Source organism: Pseudomonas frederiksbergensis, assembly GCF_003732665.1.
Taxonomy (GTDB): domain Bacteria; phylum Pseudomonadota; class Gammaproteobacteria; order Pseudomonadales; family Pseudomonadaceae; genus Aquipseudomonas; species Aquipseudomonas frederiksbergensis_G.
In genome coordinates, this window is record NZ_MOBP01000004.1 from 100,891 (window position 1) to 120,266 (window position 19,376).

The 19,376-nt window shown below is 59.8% G+C and carries 19 protein-coding genes and 1 other RNA gene; 10 read left to right on the forward strand and 10 right to left on the reverse strand.

All coding sequences use genetic code 11. The annotated features are described in order from the left end of the window. Positions 1-42 precede the first annotated feature (42 nt). The 6 genes from trxA to BK665_RS06515 all read left to right on the forward strand — a co-directional run bounded on the left by trxA (position 43) and on the right by BK665_RS06515 (position 7,400). Positions 43-372 (forward strand): thioredoxin TrxA, encoded by a 330-nt coding sequence (trxA, locus tag BK665_RS06490; protein ID WP_003177349.1) that lies wholly within the window; start codon positions 43-45, stop codon positions 370-372. Positions 373-615: 243 nt separating this feature from the next. After that, positions 616-1,875: a transcription termination factor Rho gene (gene rho, locus BK665_RS06495; RefSeq protein ID WP_007942421.1), complete on the forward strand. Its 1,260-nt coding sequence runs from the start codon at positions 616-618 to the stop codon at positions 1,873-1,875. Between the two features lie 149 nt (positions 1,876-2,024). Then, the gene (locus tag BK665_RS06500; RefSeq protein WP_123403931.1) at positions 2,025-4,028 is read left to right on the forward strand and encodes an acyltransferase family protein; all 2,004 of its coding nucleotides are present in this window, start codon (positions 2,025-2,027) and stop codon (positions 4,026-4,028) included. 69 nt (positions 4,029-4,097) lie between these two features. Continuing rightward, the gene (gene ubiD / locus BK665_RS06505; protein WP_123403932.1) at positions 4,098-5,564 is read left to right on the forward strand and encodes a 4-hydroxy-3-polyprenylbenzoate decarboxylase; all 1,467 of its coding nucleotides are present in this window, start codon (positions 4,098-4,100) and stop codon (positions 5,562-5,564) included. Next, the gene (locus BK665_RS06510; protein WP_123403934.1) at positions 5,564-6,532 is read left to right on the forward strand and encodes a CDP-6-deoxy-delta-3,4-glucoseen reductase; all 969 of its coding nucleotides are present in this window, start codon (positions 5,564-5,566) and stop codon (positions 6,530-6,532) included. Before ubiD ends, BK665_RS06510 begins: the two co-directional genes overlap by 1 nt. A gap of 196 nt (positions 6,533-6,728) precedes the next feature. Beyond that, entirely contained in the window at positions 6,729-7,400 is a 672-nt protein-coding gene (locus BK665_RS06515) for a gamma-glutamylcyclotransferase (protein ID WP_123403936.1), read from the forward strand. Here BK665_RS06515 and glpT read toward each other — a convergent pair. Further along, positions 7,373-8,725 carry a glycerol-3-phosphate transporter gene (glpT, locus tag BK665_RS06520; protein ID WP_123403938.1) on the reverse strand — a complete coding sequence of 451 codons (1,353 nt, stop codon included), beginning with the start codon at positions 8,723-8,725 and terminating at the stop codon, positions 7,373-7,375. The two genes, BK665_RS06515 and glpT, sit on opposite strands and share 28 nt — an antisense overlap. A gap of 320 nt (positions 8,726-9,045) precedes the next feature. Here glpT and BK665_RS06525 point away from each other — a divergent pair, with 320 nt between their 5' ends. Next, complete coding sequence (locus BK665_RS06525) at positions 9,046-9,660, forward strand: energy transducer TonB (RefSeq protein WP_123403940.1); 615 nt, start codon at positions 9,046-9,048, stop codon at positions 9,658-9,660. Between the two features lie 51 nt (positions 9,661-9,711). Here BK665_RS06525 and BK665_RS06530 read toward each other — a convergent pair whose 3' ends face one another. Continuing rightward, a complete protein-coding gene (locus tag BK665_RS06530) occupies positions 9,712-10,689 on the reverse strand; it encodes an NADPH:quinone oxidoreductase family protein (RefSeq protein WP_123403942.1) in 978 nt (325 codons plus the stop codon). 150 nt (positions 10,690-10,839) lie between these two features. On the opposite strand from BK665_RS06530, the gene BK665_RS06535 reads away from it, so the two are divergent. Next, positions 10,840-11,250, forward strand: coding sequence for a flagellar basal body-associated protein FliL (locus tag BK665_RS06535; RefSeq protein ID WP_123403944.1), 411 nt, complete (start codon positions 10,840-10,842; stop codon positions 11,248-11,250). 137 nt (positions 11,251-11,387) lie between these two features. Here BK665_RS06535 and BK665_RS06540 read toward each other — a convergent pair whose 3' ends face one another. From BK665_RS06540 to BK665_RS06555, 4 genes are all read right to left on the reverse strand, one after another. After that, positions 11,388-12,506 (reverse strand): ABC transporter permease, encoded by a 1,119-nt coding sequence (locus BK665_RS06540; RefSeq protein WP_123403946.1) that lies wholly within the window; start codon positions 12,504-12,506, stop codon positions 11,388-11,390. Continuing rightward, positions 12,506-15,229: a ribosome-associated ATPase/putative transporter RbbA gene (gene rbbA / locus BK665_RS06545; protein WP_123403949.1), complete on the reverse strand. Its 2,724-nt coding sequence runs from the start codon at positions 15,227-15,229 to the stop codon at positions 12,506-12,508. Before rbbA ends, BK665_RS06540 begins: the two co-directional genes overlap by 1 nt. Further along, positions 15,226-16,191, reverse strand: coding sequence for an HlyD family secretion protein (locus BK665_RS06550; protein ID WP_123403951.1), 966 nt, complete (start codon positions 16,189-16,191; stop codon positions 15,226-15,228). The genes rbbA and BK665_RS06550 overlap by 4 nt, the downstream gene beginning before the upstream one ends. Positions 16,192-16,322: 131 nt before the next feature. Next, the gene (locus BK665_RS06555) at positions 16,323-16,772 is read right to left on the reverse strand and encodes an EVE domain-containing protein (RefSeq protein ID WP_123403953.1); all 450 of its coding nucleotides are present in this window, start codon (positions 16,770-16,772) and stop codon (positions 16,323-16,325) included. A gap of 195 nt (positions 16,773-16,967) precedes the next feature. Here BK665_RS06555 and BK665_RS06560 point away from each other — a divergent pair, with 195 nt between their 5' ends. Further along, positions 16,968-17,120, forward strand: coding sequence for a hypothetical protein (locus tag BK665_RS06560; RefSeq protein WP_007942433.1), 153 nt, complete (start codon positions 16,968-16,970; stop codon positions 17,118-17,120). 108 nt (positions 17,121-17,228) lie between these two features. On the opposite strand, the gene BK665_RS06565 is transcribed toward BK665_RS06560, so the two are convergent. The 4 genes from BK665_RS06565 to BK665_RS06580 form a co-directional block, all read right to left on the reverse strand. Continuing rightward, positions 17,229-17,843: a 5-formyltetrahydrofolate cyclo-ligase gene (locus BK665_RS06565; protein WP_123403954.1), complete on the reverse strand. Its 615-nt coding sequence runs from the start codon at positions 17,841-17,843 to the stop codon at positions 17,229-17,231. An 85-nt stretch (positions 17,844-17,928) separates the two neighbouring features. After that, positions 17,929-18,107: non-coding RNA, 6S RNA (ssrS, locus tag BK665_RS06570), on the reverse strand. 30 nt (positions 18,108-18,137) lie between these two features. Then, positions 18,138-18,455, reverse strand: a complete 318-nt coding sequence (locus BK665_RS06575) for a cell division protein ZapA (RefSeq protein WP_007942435.1) — start codon at positions 18,453-18,455, stop codon at positions 18,138-18,140. Further along, a complete protein-coding gene (locus BK665_RS06580) occupies positions 18,452-18,661 on the reverse strand; it encodes a TIGR02449 family protein (protein ID WP_007942437.1) in 210 nt (69 codons plus the stop codon). Before BK665_RS06580 ends, BK665_RS06575 begins: the two co-directional genes overlap by 4 nt. 127 nt (positions 18,662-18,788) lie before the next feature. Here BK665_RS06580 and BK665_RS06585 point away from each other — a divergent pair, with 127 nt between their 5' ends. Next, positions 18,789-19,349: a YecA/YgfB family protein gene (locus tag BK665_RS06585; RefSeq protein WP_123403956.1), complete on the forward strand. Its 561-nt coding sequence runs from the start codon at positions 18,789-18,791 to the stop codon at positions 19,347-19,349. The last annotated feature ends 27 nt before the right edge of the window (positions 19,350-19,376 follow it).

Sequence of the window (19,376 nt, forward strand, 5' to 3'; positions counted from 1 at the left end):
TATGATGGGCCACGTTTTTTTGCTTACAACCTGGAGACTTCCATGAGCAGCGATCTTATCAAACACGTTAGCGACGCTAGCTTCGAGGCCGATGTACTCAAGGCCGAAGGCGCTGTACTGGTCGACTACTGGGCTGAATGGTGCGGCCCTTGCAAAATGATCGCTCCTGTTCTGGACGAAATCGCTGAGACCTACAAAGGCAAGCTGACCATCGCCAAGCTGAACATCGACGAAAACCAGGAAACCCCGGCCAAGCACGGCGTGCGTGGTATCCCGACCCTGATGCTGTTCAAGAACGGCAACGTGGAAGCGACCAAGGTTGGCGCGTTGTCCAAGTCGCAACTGGCTGCATTCCTCGACGCCAACATCTAAGTCGGCGACGTTGTAAAAAAAGCCCCGCATATTGCGGGGCTTTTTGCATATTCAGGGCTAGACGCTCCGAAACTCAGGTGGTACATTCGGCCCCGCACTGGTTTCTCCACTGCCCCCTGCTAGCCGTCGCCGACGCACTCCTTTTCGAATAAGTACGCGATCCTGTCGCCTTCTCTGCGGCGCGGCCTCATTAAGCCAAAAGCTTAATTTCCCCCCCTCCATAAATGATTACGTCATTCCTATATGAATCTGACTGAACTCAAGCAAAAGCCGATTACCGAACTGCTCGAATTGGCCGAACAGATGGGCATAGAAAATATGGCCCGTTCGCGCAAGCAGGACGTGATTTTCTCCCTGCTCAAAAAGCACGCGAAAAGCGGCGAGGAAATCTCCGGTGATGGCGTGCTGGAGATTCTCCAGGACGGCTTCGGCTTCCTCCGCTCCGCTGACGCTTCCTATCTCGCCGGCCCAGACGATATCTACGTCTCGCCGAGCCAGATCCGTCGCTTTAACTTGCGCACCGGTGACACCATCGTTGGCAAGATCCGCCCTCCAAAGGAAGGCGAGCGTTATTTCGCTCTGCTCAAGGTCGATACGATCAACTACGATCGTCCTGAGAACGCGAAAAACAAGATTCTCTTCGAGAACCTGACCCCGCTGTTCCCGACCGTGCGCATGAAGATGGAAGCCGGCAACGGTTCCACCGAAGACTTGACCGGTCGTGTCATCGACCTGTGCGCCCCGATCGGCAAAGGCCAGCGCGGTCTGATCGTTGCACCGCCGAAAGCCGGTAAAACGATCATGCTGCAGAACATCGCCGCGAACATCGCACGTAACAATCCTGAAGTTCACCTGATCGTGTTGCTGATCGATGAGCGTCCGGAAGAAGTAACCGAAATGCAGCGCACCGTGCGCGGCGAAGTGGTTGCCTCGACGTTCGATGAGCCGCCAACCCGCCACGTGCAGGTTGCCGAAATGGTGATCGAGAAGGCCAAGCGCCTGGTCGAACACAAAAAAGACGTGGTGATCCTGCTCGACTCCATCACCCGTCTGGCTCGCGCCTACAACACCGTGATCCCGAGCTCCGGCAAGGTACTGACCGGTGGTGTCGATGCCCACGCCCTGGAGAAACCGAAACGTTTCTTCGGCGCTGCACGGAACATCGAAGAAGGCGGCTCGCTGACCATCATCGCCACCGCACTGGTTGAAACCGGCTCGAAAATGGACGAAGTGATCTACGAGGAATTCAAAGGCACCGGCAACATGGAACTGCCTCTGGATCGCCGCATCGCTGAAAAACGCGTCTTCCCGGCTATCAACATCAACCGTTCCGGCACCCGCCGCGAAGAGTTGCTGACCGCCGACGACGAGTTGCAGCGTATGTGGATCCTGCGCAAACTGCTGCACCCGATGGACGAAATCGCTGCCATCGAGTTCCTGGTCGACAAGCTGAAAACGACCAAGACCAACGACGAGTTCTTCTTGTCGATGAAGCGTAAGTAAGACGGTTTTCCAACCGCTAAGAATGGCGTCCTTCGGGGCGCCATTTTTTTTGCAAAAAAAAAGGGGAGGATTGCGACTAGGGTTGGTCAGTACAGAAACGAAATGGGTCGACGAACCCAGAACTTCAATCTGACTGGCATTTTCTGTTTATGAGCACACTTGCTTATCGAAGGGATATCGACGGCTTGCGGGCAATCGCCGTGATCGCGGTCGTGTTGTTCCATTTTGGCGTTCCTGGCTTTACCGGCGGCTTTGTCGGTGTCGACGTCTTCTTTGTTATTTCCGGTTACCTGATTACCTCGATCATCTGGAACCAGCGCAAGGTCGGGCGTTTCAGCTTTGTCGATTTCTGGGCGCGGCGTGCCCGGCGGATCCTGCCGGCGCTGTTTGTGATGATTCTGGCGGTGCTGATGGTGGGCTGGTTCCTGATGGCCCCCAAGGACTATGAAGAACTGGGGCGCTCGGTGCGCTACCAGGTGATGTTCGTCTCCAACATCCTGTTCATGCGCCAGGATGGCTATTTTGATGTGGCGTCCGATCTCAAGCCGTTGCTGCACACCTGGTCGCTGGCGGTTGAGGAGCAGTTCTACATCATCTTCCCGCTGTTGCTGACGGTGCTGTCGAGCCGCCTCAAGCATTGGCGACTGGCGTTGTTCGGGGTGCTGCTGGTTTCGTTCGGGCTCAGCGTCTGGGCCGTGGCGCATCATCCTGAGAAGGCCTTTTTCCTGTTGCCGATGCGCGCCTGGGAGTTGCTGGCCGGCGCGATGCTGGCGGTTGCGCCGCGTGGGCAATGGCGTCTCACCGCGACCGGCGCCCAAGCCGTCAGCCTGTTCGGCTTCGGTCTGATTCTGCTGGCGGTATTTGCCTACGACAAAACCACGCCATTCCCCGGCGCTGCTGCGTTGCTGCCGACCCTCGGCGTGGTGGCGTTGATCTGGGCCAACGGCCATCGGCAGACCCTGGTCGGTGGGCTGCTGGCCAGTCGTGTGCTGGTCGGCCTCGGCTTGATTTCCTATTCCTGGTACTTGTGGCATTGGCCGGTGTTTGTCTTCGCCAGCTATGCCAGCGTCGAGGAGCCGGGACTGGTGGATACCGTCGGCTTGATTCTGCTCACGCTGCTGCTCGGCTACCTGTCATGGCGCTTCGTCGAGACACCGTTCCGCGAGCGCCGCTTGCTGGCCGGACGCCGGCAGATCCTGATCGCGGCCGGTTGCGGCGTGATCGTCCTCGGATTGGCCGGTCAAGCGCTGCGCTGGACCGATGGCTTGCCTTCGCGCCTGTCTGATCAAGCCTTGCAATACGCCAAGGGCAAGGAGTGGCGGCCCGAACTGATGCGCTGCCTGGCCGATGACAAGACTCCTGACGACAAACTCTTTTGTCATTACGGGAAGCTTGCGCCGAGCGCTTCAAAGGCATTGGTCTGGGGTGACAGCCATGCCACGGCGCTGATTCCGGTGTTCGATGATGGCGCGCAAAAGCATGGTGTCAGCGTGATTCTCGCCAGTTCCCCCGGCTGCATTCCGGTTGAAGGGCTTGAACACGATCAGCGATGTGCCCGTTTCAATCGTCGGGTCGAGGGTGCATTGAAGCCGCAAGCGGTGGGCGACGTGGTGTTGGTCGCGCGTTGGAGCCTGTATCTGTATGGCGATGTGAAAGGCGATCTTGGGCATGCGTTGCGTGATTCCCATGGCCGATATGACCGCGCCACCGCCGAGCAACGCTTGGCTGATGGCTTGCAAGCGACCGTTCGGCAACTGCGTGCGGACGGGCATCGCGTCTGGCTGGTCAAGGAGGCACCGCTGCAACCGTTCAGCCCGCCTTATCGCCTGACGCGCCTGGCGATGTTGCACCGGCCGACGGATAACGTGGGCCTGGCGGTGACCGAACACTTCAAGCGCCAGGCGTTCATTAGCCAGTTGTTCGCGCAAATAGCCGCGGCCAATTCGGGGGTGAGCGTGGTGGATCCGGCGCCATTGTTGTGTGATGGCGCGGGTCTTTGCCGTGTCGAGCTGGACGGTCATTCGCTGTATACCGACGACAATCACCTGTCGGAGATCGGCGCACGGTTCGTGGCGCCGGTGCTTGAGCCGTTGTTCAAGCGCCTGCAAGCCCAGGCAACACTGGGTAATGGCAACGTGAATGCGGCGAAGTAAGCAGCGATAAGCTGCCAGCGGCCGGCAGAGCAGGTAGGATGTACGCCTATTTTACGGGTGCCATCATCAATGAAATTCAAGGATCTTCGGGATTTCGTGCAGCAGCTTGAGCAGCGCGGAGAGTTGAAACGCATCCAGATCCCCGTCTCTCCAGTGCTGGAGATGACCGAAGTCTGTGATCGCACGTTGCGAGCCAAAGGCCCGGCGCTGCTGTTCGAGAACCCAACCGGCTATGACATCCCGGTGCTCGGCAACCTGTTCGGCACCCCCGAGCGGGTGGCCATGGGCATGGGCGCCGAGGCGGTCAGCGAGCTGCGTGAAATCGGCAAGTTGCTGGCGTTCCTCAAGGAACCCGAGCCGCCGAAGGGCTTGAAGGATGCCTGGTCCAAGCTGCCGATCTTCCGCAAGATCATCGCCATGGCGCCGAAAGTCGTCAAAGACGCGGTCTGCCAGGAAGTGGTCATCGAAGGCGACGACGTCGACCTGGCGATGCTGCCCGTGCAGACCTGCTGGCCCGGCGACGTCGGCCCGCTGATCACCTGGGGCCTGACCGTCACCAAAGGTCCGAACAAGGACCGGCAGAACCTCGGCATCTACCGCCAGCAAGTGATTGGCCGCAACAAGGTCATCATGCGTTGGTTGAGCCACCGTGGCGGCGCGCTGGATTATCGCGAGTGGTGCGAGAAGCATCCCGGCCAGCCGTTCCCCGTATCTGTGGCCCTGGGCGCCGACCCGGCGACCATCCTCGGCGCCGTGACGCCGGTGCCGGACAGCCTCTCCGAATACGCCTTCGCCGGTCTGCTGCGTGGCAATCGCACCGAGTTGGTGAAGTGCCGTGGCAACGACCTGCAAGTGCCGGCCACTGCCGAAATCATCCTGGAAGGCGTGATCCATCCGGGCGAGATGGCCGACGAAGGCCCGTACGGCGACCACACCGGTTATTACAACGAAGTCGACAGCTTCCCGGTGTTCACCGTCGAGCGCATCACCCACCGGATCAAACCGATCTACCACAGCACCTACACCGGCCGTCCACCGGATGAGCCGGCGATTCTCGGTGTGGCGCTGAACGAAGTGTTCGTGCCGATCCTGCAGAAGCAGTTCCCGGAAATCACCGACTTCTACCTGCCGCCCGAAGGCTGCTCGTACCGCATGGCCATCGTGACCATGAAGAAGTCGTATCCGGGCCATGCCAAGCGGGTAATGCTCGGTGTCTGGTCGTTTTTGCGACAGTTCATGTACACCAAGTTCGTTATCGTCACTGACGACGATATCAACGCGCGAGACTGGAACGACGTGGTCTGGGCCATCACCACGCGCATGGACCCCAAGCGCGACACGGTGATGATCGATAACACGCCGATCGACTACCTCGACTTCGCCTCGCCGGTGTCCGGCCTGGGCTCGAAGATGGGGCTCGATGCCACGCATAAATGGCCGGGAGAGACCACTCGCGAGTGGGGTCGGGTGATCGTCAAGGATGAAGCCGTGACAAAACGGATCGATGCCATCTGGAATCAGTTAGGAATAGATTGATGCGTGTAACCTTGCAGCCCTCCGGAGCAGTGCTTGAGATATTGCCCGGCGAGCGGATTCTCGATGGCGCGCGGCGCTTGGGCTATGAATGCCCGCAAAGCTGCCGCAACGGCAATTGCCACGTCTGTGCGGCGTTGCTGGTAGAAGGCCGGGTTGAACAGGCCGGCAATGTGCGTGACCACGGCGAGTTCTACACTTGCATAGCCGAGCCGCTGGAAGACTGCATCGTGCTGTGGGATGGCGTGCTCGCGCTGGGAGAACTGCCGGTGCGCAGCTTGTCGTGTCAGGTCATTGAATGCAGGGATGTCGGCGGGGATACCTTTCGGGTCCACCTGCGGGCGCCGGCCGGCAAGCCGCCGCGCTATCACGCCGGTCAGTATTTGATGATCGAACGCGAAAACGGCGAGAAGTCCGCATTCTCCCTGGCCTCGGCACCCCATGCCGGGCGCGACCTGGAAATCCATGTGCTGGCGCGCGAAAGCAGTGCGCTCAGCCTGATTGACCAGTTGCAACGCAACGCCATGGTGCGCATCGAGATGCCGTTCGGCGATACCCACCTGGCTGAGTTGCCGGACGGGCCATTGGTTCTGATTGCCGCCGGCACCGGCATGGGCCAGATCCACAGCCTGATCGAACATTGCCGCGCCACCGGGTTCAAGCATCCGGTGCATCTGTATTGGGGCGTGCGTCGTCCTGAAGACTTTTATGAGATCGAAGATTGGGACGAATGGCTGAAACTGCCCAATCTGTTCCTGCATAAAGTCGTCAGCGATCAATGCGGCTGGGAGGGGCGCTGCGGGATGTTGCATGAGGCGGTGTGCGAGGATTTCCCTGATCTGAAAGCCTTGCATGTCTACGCCAGCGGTTCTCCGGCGATGGTCTACGGCACGCTGGATGCCTTGGTTGAAGCGGGGATGGATGCTCATCAGATGCGTGCCGACGTATTCGCTTATGCCCCTCGGTCCTAAATCGTTATAACTCCCTATATAGCCGATCGGTATTTATAGATTTATATAAATGCCGGTAGGTTATATGTCATATGGGCAATTATTTAAGAACTGTGCCATGGCACTTAAATTGCCTTAAAACATATGTGCCTTATTGTTACAGCGGTGCGTTCTATTAAGTAATTCTTTACCCGCGGGGAGCTGAACGCTATTCGCCATGAGCGCCATTGAATCTGCTTTTTTGAACCTGGCTTACCCTCCGCGCCTCGATTTGGGGCCGCAGCTTACGCACGAACAATTGCTCAGCTCGATGCAGGCAACGATGGCGCGCCACAAGGGTGGGCCGGTCTGGCTGTTCGCGTATGGCTCACTGATCTGGCGCCCTGAATGCCCGGCGGTGGAGCGAGTGCGCGGGCGGGTTCACGGCTACCATCGCGGTTTGTACCTGTGGTCCCACGAACATCGCGGCACCCCGGAAGTGCCGGGCCTGGTGTTTGGCCTGGATCGCGGCGGTTCTTGCAGCGGTTTTGCCTATCGCCTTCCCGAAGAACAACTTGAAGCCTCGCTCTATGCCTTGTGGCAGCGCGAAATGCCGTTTCCTTCCTATCGCCCACACTGGCTCAACTGCCGTCTAGAAGACGGAAGTCAGGTTCAGGCATTGGGATTCGTGTTGGAGCGGCACCTGCCCAGCTATGCCGGGAACTTGCCGGATCACGTGCTGAGCCAAGTGTTCGAAAACGCTTGCGGGCGTTACGGCACCACTCGCGATTATGTCGAGCAGACCGCCAACGCCCTGCGTAGCCACGCCATGCCAGACCGGAATCTGGAGGCGCGGCTCAAGCGCTGCAAATCAAAGTCGGATCAGGCGATCGCTTCTTCGCGGGTCTGACTGGCGCTTTGTTTGTGCCCCAGCGTGGGAGCCAGGAAGGCCATCGCCAGCAAACAGGCGGCTACCAGCAGGATGAAGCCGCCATCCCAGCCGAAATAGTCCACGGTGTAGCCCATCAGCGCACTGGCCGCGACTGACCCGCCCAAGTAACCGAACAATCCGGTAAAACCAGCGGCTGTGCCGGCGGCCTTTTTCGGCACCAGTTCCAGCGCTTGCAAACCCACCAGCATCACCGGACCGTAGATCAGGAAACCGATAGCGAACAGCGAGATCATGTCGATCATCGGGTTGCCCGGCGGGTTCAGCCAGTAAACGATCGTCGCCACGGTCACCAACGCCATGAACACCATGCCGGTCAGGCCACGGTTGCCACGGAAGACCTTGTCCGACATCCAGCCGCACAGCAGCGTGCCCGGAATGCCCGCCCACTCGTAAAGGAAATACGCCCACGACGTCTTATCGAAGTCGAAGTGCTTGACCTCTTTGAGGTAAGTCGGCGCCCAGTCCAGGATGCCGTAGCGCAGCAAGTAGACGAAGACGTTGGCCAGGGCGATGAACCAGAGCATTTTGTTGCGCAGCACGTATTTGACGAAGATGTCCTTGGCGCTGAATTCTTCTTCGTGGCTGGCGTCGTAGCCTTCCGGGTAATCGTTCTTGTACTTCTCGATCGGCGGCAGGCCGGTCGATTGCGGGGTATCGCGCATCACAATGAAGGCAAATACCGCGACCAGCAGCGCCACGGCCGCCGGGACGTAGAACTTGCTGTGCCAGTCGTTGAACCAGCCCATCCCGAGAATCGCCAGTGGACCAATCAAACCGCCGCCGACGTTATGCGCGGTGTTCCAGACCGACACCACCTGGCCACGTTCTTTCTGCGACCACCAGTGCACCATGGTCCGGCCGCTCGGTGGCCAGCCCATACCTTGTGCCCAGCCGTTGATGAACAACAGGATGAACATCATCGTCACGCTCGACGTCGCCCAAGGAGCGAAACCGAAAACGAACATGACCCCGGCCGACACGATCAGCCCGAAAGGCAGGAAGTAACGCGGGTTGGAGCGGTCGGACACAATGCCCATCAAAAACTTGGACAGACCGTAAGCGATCGCAATCGCCGACATGGCCACACCCAGTTGACCCTTTGTGTAGCCCTGGGCGATCAGGTCCGGGAATGCCAGCGTGAAGTTCTTGCGCAGCAAGTAGTAACCCGCATACCCAATGAAAATCCCGGCGAAGATCTGCCAGCGAAGGCGTTTATAGGTGTCGTCTATTTTTTCTTCAGGCAAGGCAGCCTGGTGTGCGGCAGGTCGAAAGAAAGCAAACATTCAAGAGCTCCAAATTTCTTGTTTTGACTGCGGATGCGAATGTTACAGTTTCGTTACCGAAAATAGCACCGGTTCGCATTGACCAAACAGCGGAAATGTTGGAGATCGCGTGTTCCTTTATGAACATGTCGCTCAGGTATAAGTGTAGGGCGGTGTGGGAAAGGTTTACCCGAGGGTCTTCCTGCGCTGGATCGATCCAAAATAGGACTGGTCTTTGGGAAACGTCCTTCGTTTAAAAGGGAAGTCGTGACGTTCAGCGAATGGCGGGGGTGCTTTAACCTGTATCAGGTCGGGAAATTCAGTCGCTAAGGGATGAGTGCATGCGGTGGTTTGCATTGGTTTTGTTGTTTGTGGTGTCGGGTGTCAGTTGGGCCGGGGAGGTATTCCTGGTGCCGGAGAACAGTCCCAAGCCGGTTTACCCCAGGGCGTTATCGAGGGCAGGGATCACGGGGGATGTGAGGGTCGGTTTCACTGCTCATTCGGATGGTTCGGTCAGTAAAGTCAGCGTGTTGGAAAGTGATCATCCCGAATTGGCGGAGTCTGCGAGGATCGCGGTGAGTCAGTGGCGATTCAGGCCTTGGACGGCGAGCAATGAGCAACCCGGCGAAGTGGAAGTGGTGGCGCCGATGGCCTTTCGACTGAATCAGGGGTTGCCGCTGGATGCCAATAAATGGCTGACAGAGTTGCGCTGTCGTGAGGTTAACGAGGAGCTGCGTAACGTTCCTGAGGGCTCTTGGGTTGATTCGAGCGTGTTCAATATTACCCGCGGCTATCTGTCGAATGCTTTTCCGATGGCGCAATTGTCGAGAGACCAGCGTCTGGCGCTGATCGCCAAGCTCAATAAAAGCGTGCCCGGTATCGTTTGGGGTTGCAGGAGTTCGCCGGTTTCCAGATACGTGAAGTATTTGCCGGCGGATGTTCGGAAGTTGCTTTAGGAAAAAGCGGTCTGGACAACGTCTATTGAAGTCCAGACCGCCTCATCAGAATCAACGAACCTGCACCACCACTTTGCCGACTGCTTTACGCTGGCCCAGATCATTGATCGCCTGCGCTGCATTGCTCAGCGGGTACACCTGGGACACCAGCGGCTTCAACTTGCCCTCGGCAAACCAGCCAAATAGCTGCTGGAAGTTCGCCGCGTTGTCCTGGGGTTGGCGCTGGGCAAACGAGCCCCAGAACACTCCGACCACCGCCGCGCCTTTGAGCAGGGCGAGGTTGACCGGGAATTCGGGGATGCGTCCGCTGGCGAAACCTACCACCAGCAGGCGGCCGTTCCAGGCGATGGCGCGCACAGCCTGGTCAAACAGGTCACCGCCCACCGGGTCGTAGATCACGTCGGCACCCTGGCCGTCGGTCAGGCGTTTGATTTCATCCTTGAGGCTGGTTTCGCTGTAGTTGATCAGTTCATCGGCGCCGGCAGCCTTGGCCACGGCGAGTTTTTCCGCGCTGCTGGCGGCGGCGATCACCCGGGCGCCCATGGCTTTGCCGATTTCCACGGCGGCCAGGCCGACACCGCCGGAAGCACCGAGCACCAGCAGGGTTTCACCCGGTTGCAGATTGGCCCGTTGCTTGAGGGCGTGCATCGAAGTGCCGTAGGTCATGCTGAAAGCGGCGGCGGTGTTGAAGTCCATCGACGGCGGGATCGGCAACACGTTGTAGCCCGGCACCGCGACCTGCTCGGCGAAGCTGCCCCAACCGGTCAGGGCCATGACCCGGTCACCGACCTTGAGGTGGCTGACCTTTTCGCCCACTGCGCTGACCACTCCGGCCGCTTCGCCGCCCGGGGAAAACGGGAAGGGCGGCTTGAACTGGTATTTGCCCTCGATGATCAGCGTGTCCGGGAAGTTGACCCCGGCGGCGTGCACGTCCAGCAGGATTTCGTTCTTCTTTGGGGCAGGACTGGCGACGTCTTCCAGCACCAGCGATTCGGCGGGGCCGAAGGCTTTGCATAGCACGGCTTTCATCAGGGCTATTCCTTTGGGAGTGATGGCCGATAAGTGTAGGTGTGTGAGTCGACGGGTCAACGAGCATGCCCGGCCCTGATAGTCAGCCATAAGCTTGTGCTTGCGCGGCGGGTCGTTATGCTAGGCCGCAAACCAGATAAGGAGCGAATTGTGAAAGCGTGGATCATGTTGTTGCTGGCCCTGTCTCTGCCCTTGGCAGCAGTGGCCGAAGAAGCCGCCAAAGAAGGTGAGGCCCCAAAGGTCAACTACGTCACCCTGAGCCCGCCGTTCGTGGGTAACTATGGCTTGGACGGCTCGCCGAAGTTGAAGGTGTTCAAGGCTGATGTGGCGTTGCGGGTCACTGGTGACGAGGCGACCAAAGCGGTCAAGGCCAATGAGCCGTTGATTCGCAATCAACTGGTGGCGTTGTTCACCCAGCAGACCACCGAGGCGATGAACAGCATCGAAGGAAAGGAAAAGCTGCGTCAGGAAGCGCTGAAGCAGACTCAGCAAGTGATGAGTGATGAAACCGGCAAGCCAGTGGTTGAGGATCTGTTGTTCAACAACCTGATCATTCAATAAGACTTCCTGCGGGCTTTTGTGGCGAGGGGGCTTGCCCCCGTCGGACTGCGCAGCAGTCCCCTGCTTCTTTGGGATGGGGCCGCTTCGCAGCCCAACGGGGGCAAGCCCCCTCGCCACAAAGCCCCTCATTCCAAAGGTCAGGACGCCAGACTCCTGCGAAACCGCATCAGCGCTATCGCAAAGAACACCAGCCCGATGGCGGTCAGCGCCAGCAAGTCCGGCCAGACCACGCTCAGCCCGGCGTCGCGAAACAGAATCGCGGCGCTCAAGCTGACAAAGTGCGTCGATGGCGAACCCTGCATCACCCATTGCAGCCATTGCGGCATGCTGTCGAGCGGCGTGCTGCCGCCGGACAGCAGCAACATCGGGATGATCACCGGAATCGCCAGCAGTCCGAATTGCGGCGTCGAGCGGGCCAGGGTCGCCAGAAATATCCCCAATGCCGTACTGGCGAATAGATAAACCGCGGTCACCAGCAAAAACAGGGTCATCGATCCGGCCAGCGGCACGCCCAGCGCACCTTTGACGATCACTTCCAGTGATATCCAGGTACACAGCACCACCACCAGCATGTTGCTCCAGATTTTCGCCAGCATGATCTCCAGCGCCGTCAGCGGCAGCACCAGCAAATGGTCGAGGGTGCCGTGTTCGCGCTCGCGCAGCAGCGCCGTGCCGGTCAGGATGATCGCGAGGATGGTGATGTTATTGACGATCTGAATCACCGCCAGGAACCAGCCGCCCTCCAGATTGGTATTGAACAGCGAGCGAGTGGTCAGCAGCGCCGACGCCTTGCTGGCGGGATCCGTCTGGCCGCTGTAGGTCAGCAGTTCGCGCTGGAAAATCCGCCCGATGTAACCCGCGCCCATGAACGCCTGGCTCATCGCTGTGGCATCGACGTTGACCTGCACCGTCGGTTGGCGACCGGCCAACAGATCCGTCTGGAAATTGGCCGGCACGTTGATCACGAACGTGTACTGGCCGTTGTCCATGACCTGATCGAGTTGCCCGTAAGGCAGCAACGCCGGGCGCTGGAACTCCGGCGGTTGCAGGGCCTGGGCCAGTTGCCGCGAGAGGTGGCTGTGATCTTCGTCGACAATGGCCACGCTGGCGTTGTGCACGCCGATCACCGAGCCGGCGGCCGGCATGTAGATCGCCACGGTGAAGGCGTAGAACAGAAATAGCAGCAACACGCTGTCGTGGCGCAGGCTGGTCAGTTCCTTGAGGCCAAGTCGCAAGATATGCGCAAGCTTGTGCATCAGGCCTCCTGCTTTTTCAGCATGACCAGGCTGAGCCCGGTGAACCCGAGAAAGAACCCGAACAGCGCCAGGCATTGCGGCCATAACTGTCGCAAGTCCAGCGCTTTGGTGAAGGTGCCGACGGCAATGTCGAGGAAGTACCCGGCCGGAAACAGCATGCCCATCACCGAGGCGGCGCCTTCGAGGGAGGAGCGCGGCACGATCAGCCCGGAGAACTGGATGGTCGGCAGGCTGGTGATGATCATGGTGCCGAGGATCGCGGCGATCTGTGTCCGGGTGAATGCTGAAATCAGCAGGCCCATGCTGGTAGTGGCCAGCACATAGAGCAAGCCGCCGAAGGCCAGGGTCAGGCCGCTGCCCTTGAACGGCACGCCGAACAGCCAGCGGTTCATGGCCACCAGCACCGCCAGGTTGATCAGGCTGACAGCCAGATACGGCGCCTGTTTACCCAACAGGAATTCCAGTCGGGTCAGCGGCGTGGCGTAGAAGTTGGTGATCGATCCCAGCTCCTTCTCACGCACGATTCCCAGCGCGGTGAGCATGGCCGGGATGAACGCGAGGATCAGCGCCATCACCCCGGGGCCGATGGCGTTAACGCTGACCACGTCCTGGTTGTAGCGGAATCGGGTTTCCAGTTTTGCTGCCGGCTGATGGTTCGGCGCGGGGCTGCTCTGTTCAGCCAATTGCTCAATATTCGCCTGGTGCACCGCCTCGACGTAGTTGCGACTGGTCTCAGCACGAAACGGCATCCCACCATCCAGCCACGCCGCCACGGTAGGCTGGCGCCCGGCGTACAGGTCGCGGCCAAAGCCCGGCGGGATCTCCAGCGCCAGTTTGATTTCCGAGCGTTGAAGGCGTCGGTGCAATTCTTTGCTGTCGCGGATCGGTGCTTGTTCGGCAAAGTAGCGAGAACTGCGGAACGCTTCCAGATACGTACGGCTTTGCGGCGTCTGGTCTTGGTCGAATACGGCGAAGGCGAGTTTTTCCACGTCCAGGGAAATGCCGTAGCCGAAGATCACCATCATGAAAATCGCCCCGAGCAGGGCGAACGCCATCCGCACTTTATCGCGCAGCAACTCCTTGCCTTCACGACTGGCCACGGCCACCAGGCGGCCGACGCTGAAACCACGTTCTTTCATTGGCGTTGTTGGTGCGACGGGCGTGTCGGCGGGCGCTGGCGGCGTCGGCGTTTCGCCAGCGCCTTGGGCCTGTTCCAGGCAGGTGACAAACGCCGCTTCCAGCGTCTCGCCCTTGAACTGTTGTTGCAGCGCTGACGGGGTGTCACAGGCCAGTACCTTACCGGCGTGCATCAGCGAGATGCGGTCGCAGCGCTGGGCTTCGTTCATGAAGTGGGTGGAGAGGAAGATCGTCACGCCTTGCTCGCGGGACAACTCGATCAGCAGCCGCCAGAAGTCATCCCGCGCCGCCGGGTCGACGCCGGAGGTCGGTTCGTCGAGGATCAGCACTTCCGGGCGATGCAGCACCGCCACAGCCAGGGACAGTCGTTGGCGTAAACCCAAAGGCAAGGCGCCAGACTGTTGATCGGCGACGTTGACCAGATTGAAACGCTGGATCAGTTCGTCGATACGCAGGGCGCTGTCGGCCTTGGGCAAATCGAACAGGCGCGCATGCAAGTCCAGGTTCTGCCGCACGCTCAACTCGCCATACAGCGAGAAACTCTGGGACATGAAGCCGACCCGTTTGCGGGTGGCCAGGTCCTTGGCGTTCACGGGATTGCCCAGCAGTGTGGCGCTGCCCTCGCTGGCCGGCATCAGGCCGGTCAGGACTTTCATCGTGGTGGTTTTGCCGCAGCCGTTGGAGCCGAGAAAGCCGAAGATCTCCCCGCGACCGATGGCGAAGCTGACCTTGTCGACAGCGGTGAAATCGCCGAAGCGCAAGGTCAGGTCGTGGGCTTCGATGGCGATGTCGGTGTTGGCGCCGGTGCGGGGTGGAATCACCAGCGGTTGATTGTCGTGGCCACTGTCACCCTGAAAGTGGGTGAAGGCTTCATCGAGTTTGCCGCTGGCAGTCGCGGCGGCCAATTCGCTGCTCAGGCCGGTGGCGATCAGCTTGCCGCCGTCGAGCATCAGGCAATGTTCGAATTGCTCGGCCTCTTCCATGTACGCGGTGGCGACCAGCAGCGTCAGTTGCGGGCGCTGGTTTCTGACATCGTCCACCAGTTCCCAGAAACGCCGACGGGACAAGGGATCGACGCCGGTGGTTGGCTCATCGAGGATCAGCAGGTCCGGTTCATGAATCAGCGCGCAACAGAGTCCGAGTTTCTGTTTCATCCCCCCCGAGAGCTTACCGGCCGGTCGATCGGCGAAACGCAGCAAATCGGTGGCCAGCAACAGGCTGTGCATGCGCTGGTCGCATTCGGCTTTCGACAGGCCGAACAGGGTGGCGAAAAAATGAATGTTCTCGCTGATCGACAATTCGGGATAAAGGTTGCCGCCCAGGCCCTGGGGCATGAAGGCGATGCGCGGGTAGAGGCTGTTGCGATGGCGGCGATCCTGGATCGAGCCGCCCAACACGTCCAGCTGACCTTGTTGCAGGGTTTTCACCCCGGCGATCAGGCCCAGCAAACTCGACTTGCCGGCGCCGTCCGGGCCGATCAACCCGCAACGCGTACCGGCGGGCAGGCTGAACGTGATATCGCCCAGCGCCTGCTGTTTGCCGTAACGGTGGTTGATGCCGGTCGCTTGCAGCGCCAGGCCGGTCATTGCAGGTTGGCCGGCCAGCTAATAGGGGCGGTGCGCACATAACCGGCGCCGGGCATGCCCGGTTTGGCCTGGGGCAGGGCGCTTGGGTCGTTCAGGCGCAGTTTGACGCGGAACACCAGTTTCTGCCGTTCGTCGCGGGTCTCGACTTCTTTGGGGGTGAACTGTGATTTACCGGCGACGAAAGTGATTTTTGCCGGCAGCGAGTGATCGGGCAGGGCGTCGAGCAGGATGCGCGCTTCATCGCCAACCGCCACGCGGCCGGTCACCGAGGCCGGGAGGTAGAGGTTCATGTATTGGTCGTTAGGATCAATCAGCAGCAAGACCCGCCCGCCCGCACCGAGCACTTCGCCGGGTTCGGCCATGCGCAACTGGATCACCCCGTCGATGGGAGCCCGTAGGCTGCTGTCGTCGATTTCGCTGGTCAGCATCGCGACTTGGGCCTGCGCCGCACCAATCGCCGCGCCGACCGCCGAGACCTGAGCTCGGGACGCCGCAACCGCTGCGCTGCCGGTGTCCAGGCGTGCTTGCTGTTGATCGATGATCTGGCCGCTGACGAAACCGTGCTTGAACAGTTCCTGAGAACGCTTGAGTTCCTGTTGAGCGAGCCGTTGTTCGCTCTGGCGCAATTGCACGTTGGCCTGGGCGGCTGAAAGGTTTTCCCGGGCGCGCAGCACCTCGGCTTCAGCCTGGTTGCGCTGGGCTTCCAGGGTGCGGGTGTCCATGCGGGCCAGCAGTTGGCCCTTGCTGACCTTGTCCCCTTCATCGACCAGCACCTCGGCCAGCCGCCCCGGTGTTTTGCTGGCGATCTGCACTTCGGTGGCTTCCAGGCGACCGTTGCCGACATACAGCCCTTCGGGCAGACGGTCATGCATTGATTTCCAGTAACCGAAACCACCGGCGCCCAGCAGTAGAACCATCAAAGAACTGGCGAACAAAATCGAAGAGCGACTGTGCGTAGACATGCGGGCATCCTGCGGCTGTTGCGTCCTAGTCTGGCTGATCGAGCGCCGGGGCGGCTTGATGCCAGTCAATCGAGACGCAGCCTAACCCGATTAGGTCGGCAAAAGAGGATGACCGGGCGGTTCTGCTTTATTTAGCGCAATTGGAGCACTGCAGCCCACTGCTCGGCGGTCACCGGCATCACCGACAGGCGCGTACCTTTCTGTACCAGCGGCATTTCGGCCAGTGCGGTTTGCTGTTTCAGGTAATCGAGTTTCAGGACTTTAGGGAAGGTTTCAACGTGCGCCACATCGATGGCGCTCCAGGCATTTTTCTCTGCCGTGGCCTTCGGATCGAAGTAATGGCTCTCAGGCTCCAGCGCCGTCGGGTCCGGATACGCGGCTTCGACAATCTTGCCGATCCCGGCAATCCCGGGCTCCGGGCAGCTGGAGTGATAGAAGAAAAACTCATCGCCGACGGCCATCGCCCGTAGGAAATTACGCGCCTGATAGTTGCGAACCCCATCCCAGCGCGCTTTGCCAAGCTTCTCCAGATCTTTGATCGAGAGCTCGTCGGGCTCGGATTTCATCAGCCAATAGGCCATGGTTTTTGCTCCTTGCGAGGTGAGTGGGCAAGTTGTCGGGCAATTTTATGACAAACCGACAGTCGGTTGACGCCAGTGTTTGCGTGTCGGTTCACGTTGTCGCAAAATGCCGGCCTTCTAAGCTTGACGCTGCTGCACGGCCTACAACGGAAACCGCTGCTGTCATCGTGTTGATGTGCCTTTGGGGGGCAATCGATGAAACGCAAACCGGATTTACTATGGATTTTGGTTATTTTGTTCGGCCTCGGCGTCGTGACCACTGGCTATGCCCAAAGCCTGTGGAACAACAAGACCGACGCACCGATCGAAATCGCGCAGCAACAACAGCCGTCGGCCTTCAAGCGCTGATTCTGTCTTCCTGACGCCGCATAGTGGGAGCAAAGCTTGCTCGCGATGACGGCGTCGCATTGAATATCTATCTGCCTGAAAGACCGCTATCGCGAGCAAGCTTTGCTCCTACAGTGCAGAACCTGCGAAATACCACGCCTTGTCAGTCACCGTTCCTTGCAACGGCACATCCCAGCTCGCTTGAGCCAATCGTTCGACCTTCTGACATTCATGGGCCAGCCCCAACAGCGTCGGCTTGCGCCACGTTTTGCGACGCGCCAGATAAGCCAGGCTGCGATCATAGAAGCCGCCGCCCATTCCCAAGCGCCCACCGACATCGTCGAACCCGACCAATGGCAACAACACCAGGTCCAGCGCCCAGACCTTGCGTTGCCGGCCGAGGTTGGCCCGGGGTTCAAGAATGCGGAAACGGTTGGGCTTGAGCTTTTCGCCGGGGCGAATGCGCTGGAACACCATTTTGGTTCGCGGCCAGGCGCTGAGCACCGGCAGATAAGTCGCTTTGCCCCGACGTTGCGCGGCACGCAGCAGCAGGCGCGGATCGATTTCACCGTCGGTGGGCAGATAAAGGGAGATGTGTCTTGCGCGGCGAAACAGCGGGTGCTGGGCCAACTGCTTATATAGCCCGCGAGCGGCCTGGCGCTGCTGACTGGGCGTCAGTGCGCGGCGGGCCTTGCGCAGCATGCGTCGAAGTTGCGGGCGGGGAAGCAGCGCAGGTTCGTTCATGAAGTAGGCTTCGGCAGGACGGGTACACAAAGCGTACCCGTAAAAAAGCCGATGCCGGTATTTAAACCGGCATCGGACTGGAATCAGGCTCCCCGGATGAACCGCTGCTGACTTAGCCCTTGAACCCGAAAGTTCAAGGTGGAAGAAGCAGTAGGCTTTAAGGCTTTCCGTCTAGCGGACATGCACACCAGCCCAACGTGCAACTTCCAGGGTAGTGCGAATCGGCTCAGGGACATCGTCAACTGGCAAGCACCCCAGGGAGTGACGCGAGTATACCCCAAGCGGTTTCGCGTTTCAGCCCTTGGTGACGTCCGGATCAGTTGCGAGCACCAGATCGACGCGATCGAGCAGGTCGCGAACCTGCTCACGGGTCGAACCGCTGGCCTGTACGTCCGGGCGTTCTTCCTTGTGCAGCAGGTCGTGGGTGATGTTCAGCGCGGCCATCACGGCGATGCGGTCGGCGCCGATGACTTTGCCGCTGCTGCGGATTTCGCGCATCTTGCCGTCCAGGTAGCGGGCGGCACTCACCAGGTTGCTGCGCTCTTCCTGGGGGCAGATGATCGAATATTCTTTGTCGAGGATCTGCACGGTAACGCTATTGCTTGAACTCATGAGTCTTGCTCCAGGGCCTTGAGGCGCGAAATCATCGATTCGACCTTACGCCGGGCGATTTCGTTTTTTTCAATGAGGTGAGCGCGTTCCTCGCGCCAGGTCTTTTCCTGAGCTAATAGGAGTCCATTTTGGCTCTTTAGTTGCTCGACTCGGCTAATTAGCAGCTCGAGTCTTGCCATCAGCGCTTGCAGATCGGTGTCTTCCATTGTGTCCACTGAGATTGTCTGATGGGGTAATAGCTGGCGGACAGCCTTTAATAGTCTTGGCGGGTCTGTCGATGTAGGATACAAGGCCTTCATTCTAGACATAGCGCCGTCTGGCGCCTAGCTGCCCATGCCCATTCAGAATTCCCCGTACCAAGCCTTCGCCACGCTGCTGACTTCCAGCGGTTATAACGTCTCGCCCGCCGAACTGCACGGGCTGTTGCTCGGCCGCAGTTGCGCCGGTGCCGGCTTCGTTGCCGACAGCTGGCTGGCAGACGCCAAAGAGCTGCTCGAAGGCGAGGAGCTGCAAGACAGCGTCCGCAACGCCCTGATCGGCCTGCAAGAGATGGTCAAGGGTGAGCTGACCGGCGACGACATGACCGTCGTTCTGCTGCTGCCCACCGACGACGCCCCGCTGGCTGACCGCGCCGCTGCGCTGGGCCAATGGTGCCAGGGCTTCCTCGCCGGTTTCGGCCTGACGTACCGCGACAATGCCCTGAGCACGGAAGCGACCGAGGTGCTGCAAGACCTCGCCGCCATCGCCCAGGTGCAAGACGCGCTGGAAGAGTCTGACGACGGCGAAAGCGACTATATGGAAGTCATGGAGTACCTGCGCGTCGCGCCGCTGCTGCTGTTCACCGAAACCAAGAAGCCTGCCGAGCCGGCCGCTGCCAAACCGTCGTTGCATTAATCGCCTGCCAGGGAAAGCCATCTGCCC

Bases quoted from the DNA above. Each gene is read 5' to 3' on its own strand.
- BK665_RS06555 (WP_123403953.1), bottom strand. From the start codon at position 16,772: ATGGCCTATTGGCTGATGAAATCCGAGCCCGACGAGCTCTCGATCAAA.
- BK665_RS06585 (WP_123403956.1), top strand. From the start codon at position 18,789: ATGCCCATTCAGAATTCCCCGTACCAAGCCTTCGCCACGCTGCTGACT.
- BK665_RS06580 (WP_007942437.1), bottom strand. From the start codon at position 18,661: ATGGAAGACACCGATCTGCAAGCGCTGATGGCAAGACTCGAGCTGCTA.
- BK665_RS06525 (WP_123403940.1), top strand. From the start codon at position 9,046: ATGCGGTGGTTTGCATTGGTTTTGTTGTTTGTGGTGTCGGGTGTCAGT.
- BK665_RS06560 (WP_007942433.1), top strand. From the start codon at position 16,968: ATGAAACGCAAACCGGATTTACTATGGATTTTGGTTATTTTGTTCGGC.
- BK665_RS06565 (WP_123403954.1), bottom strand. From the start codon at position 17,843: ATGAACGAACCTGCGCTGCTTCCCCGCCCGCAACTTCGACGCATGCTG.
- rho (WP_007942421.1), top strand. From the start codon at position 616: ATGAATCTGACTGAACTCAAGCAAAAGCCGATTACCGAACTGCTCGAA.
- BK665_RS06550 (WP_123403951.1), bottom strand. From the start codon at position 16,191: ATGTCTACGCACAGTCGCTCTTCGATTTTGTTCGCCAGTTCTTTGATG.
- BK665_RS06515 (WP_123403936.1), top strand. From the start codon at position 6,729: ATGAGCGCCATTGAATCTGCTTTTTTGAACCTGGCTTACCCTCCGCGC.
- ubiD (WP_123403932.1), top strand. From the start codon at position 4,098: ATGAAATTCAAGGATCTTCGGGATTTCGTGCAGCAGCTTGAGCAGCGC.
- glpT (WP_123403938.1), bottom strand. From the start codon at position 8,725: ATGTTTGCTTTCTTTCGACCTGCCGCACACCAGGCTGCCTTGCCTGAA.
- BK665_RS06510 (WP_123403934.1), top strand. From the start codon at position 5,564: ATGCGTGTAACCTTGCAGCCCTCCGGAGCAGTGCTTGAGATATTGCCC.
- BK665_RS06540 (WP_123403946.1), bottom strand. From the start codon at position 12,506: ATGCACAAGCTTGCGCATATCTTGCGACTTGGCCTCAAGGAACTGACC.
- BK665_RS06575 (WP_007942435.1), bottom strand. From the start codon at position 18,455: ATGAGTTCAAGCAATAGCGTTACCGTGCAGATCCTCGACAAAGAATAT.
- rbbA (WP_123403949.1), bottom strand. From the start codon at position 15,229: ATGACCGGCCTGGCGCTGCAAGCGACCGGCATCAACCACCGTTACGGC.
- trxA (WP_003177349.1), top strand. From the start codon at position 43: ATGAGCAGCGATCTTATCAAACACGTTAGCGACGCTAGCTTCGAGGCC.
- BK665_RS06530 (WP_123403942.1), bottom strand. From the start codon at position 10,689: ATGAAAGCCGTGCTATGCAAAGCCTTCGGCCCCGCCGAATCGCTGGTG.
- BK665_RS06500 (WP_123403931.1), top strand. From the start codon at position 2,025: ATGAGCACACTTGCTTATCGAAGGGATATCGACGGCTTGCGGGCAATC.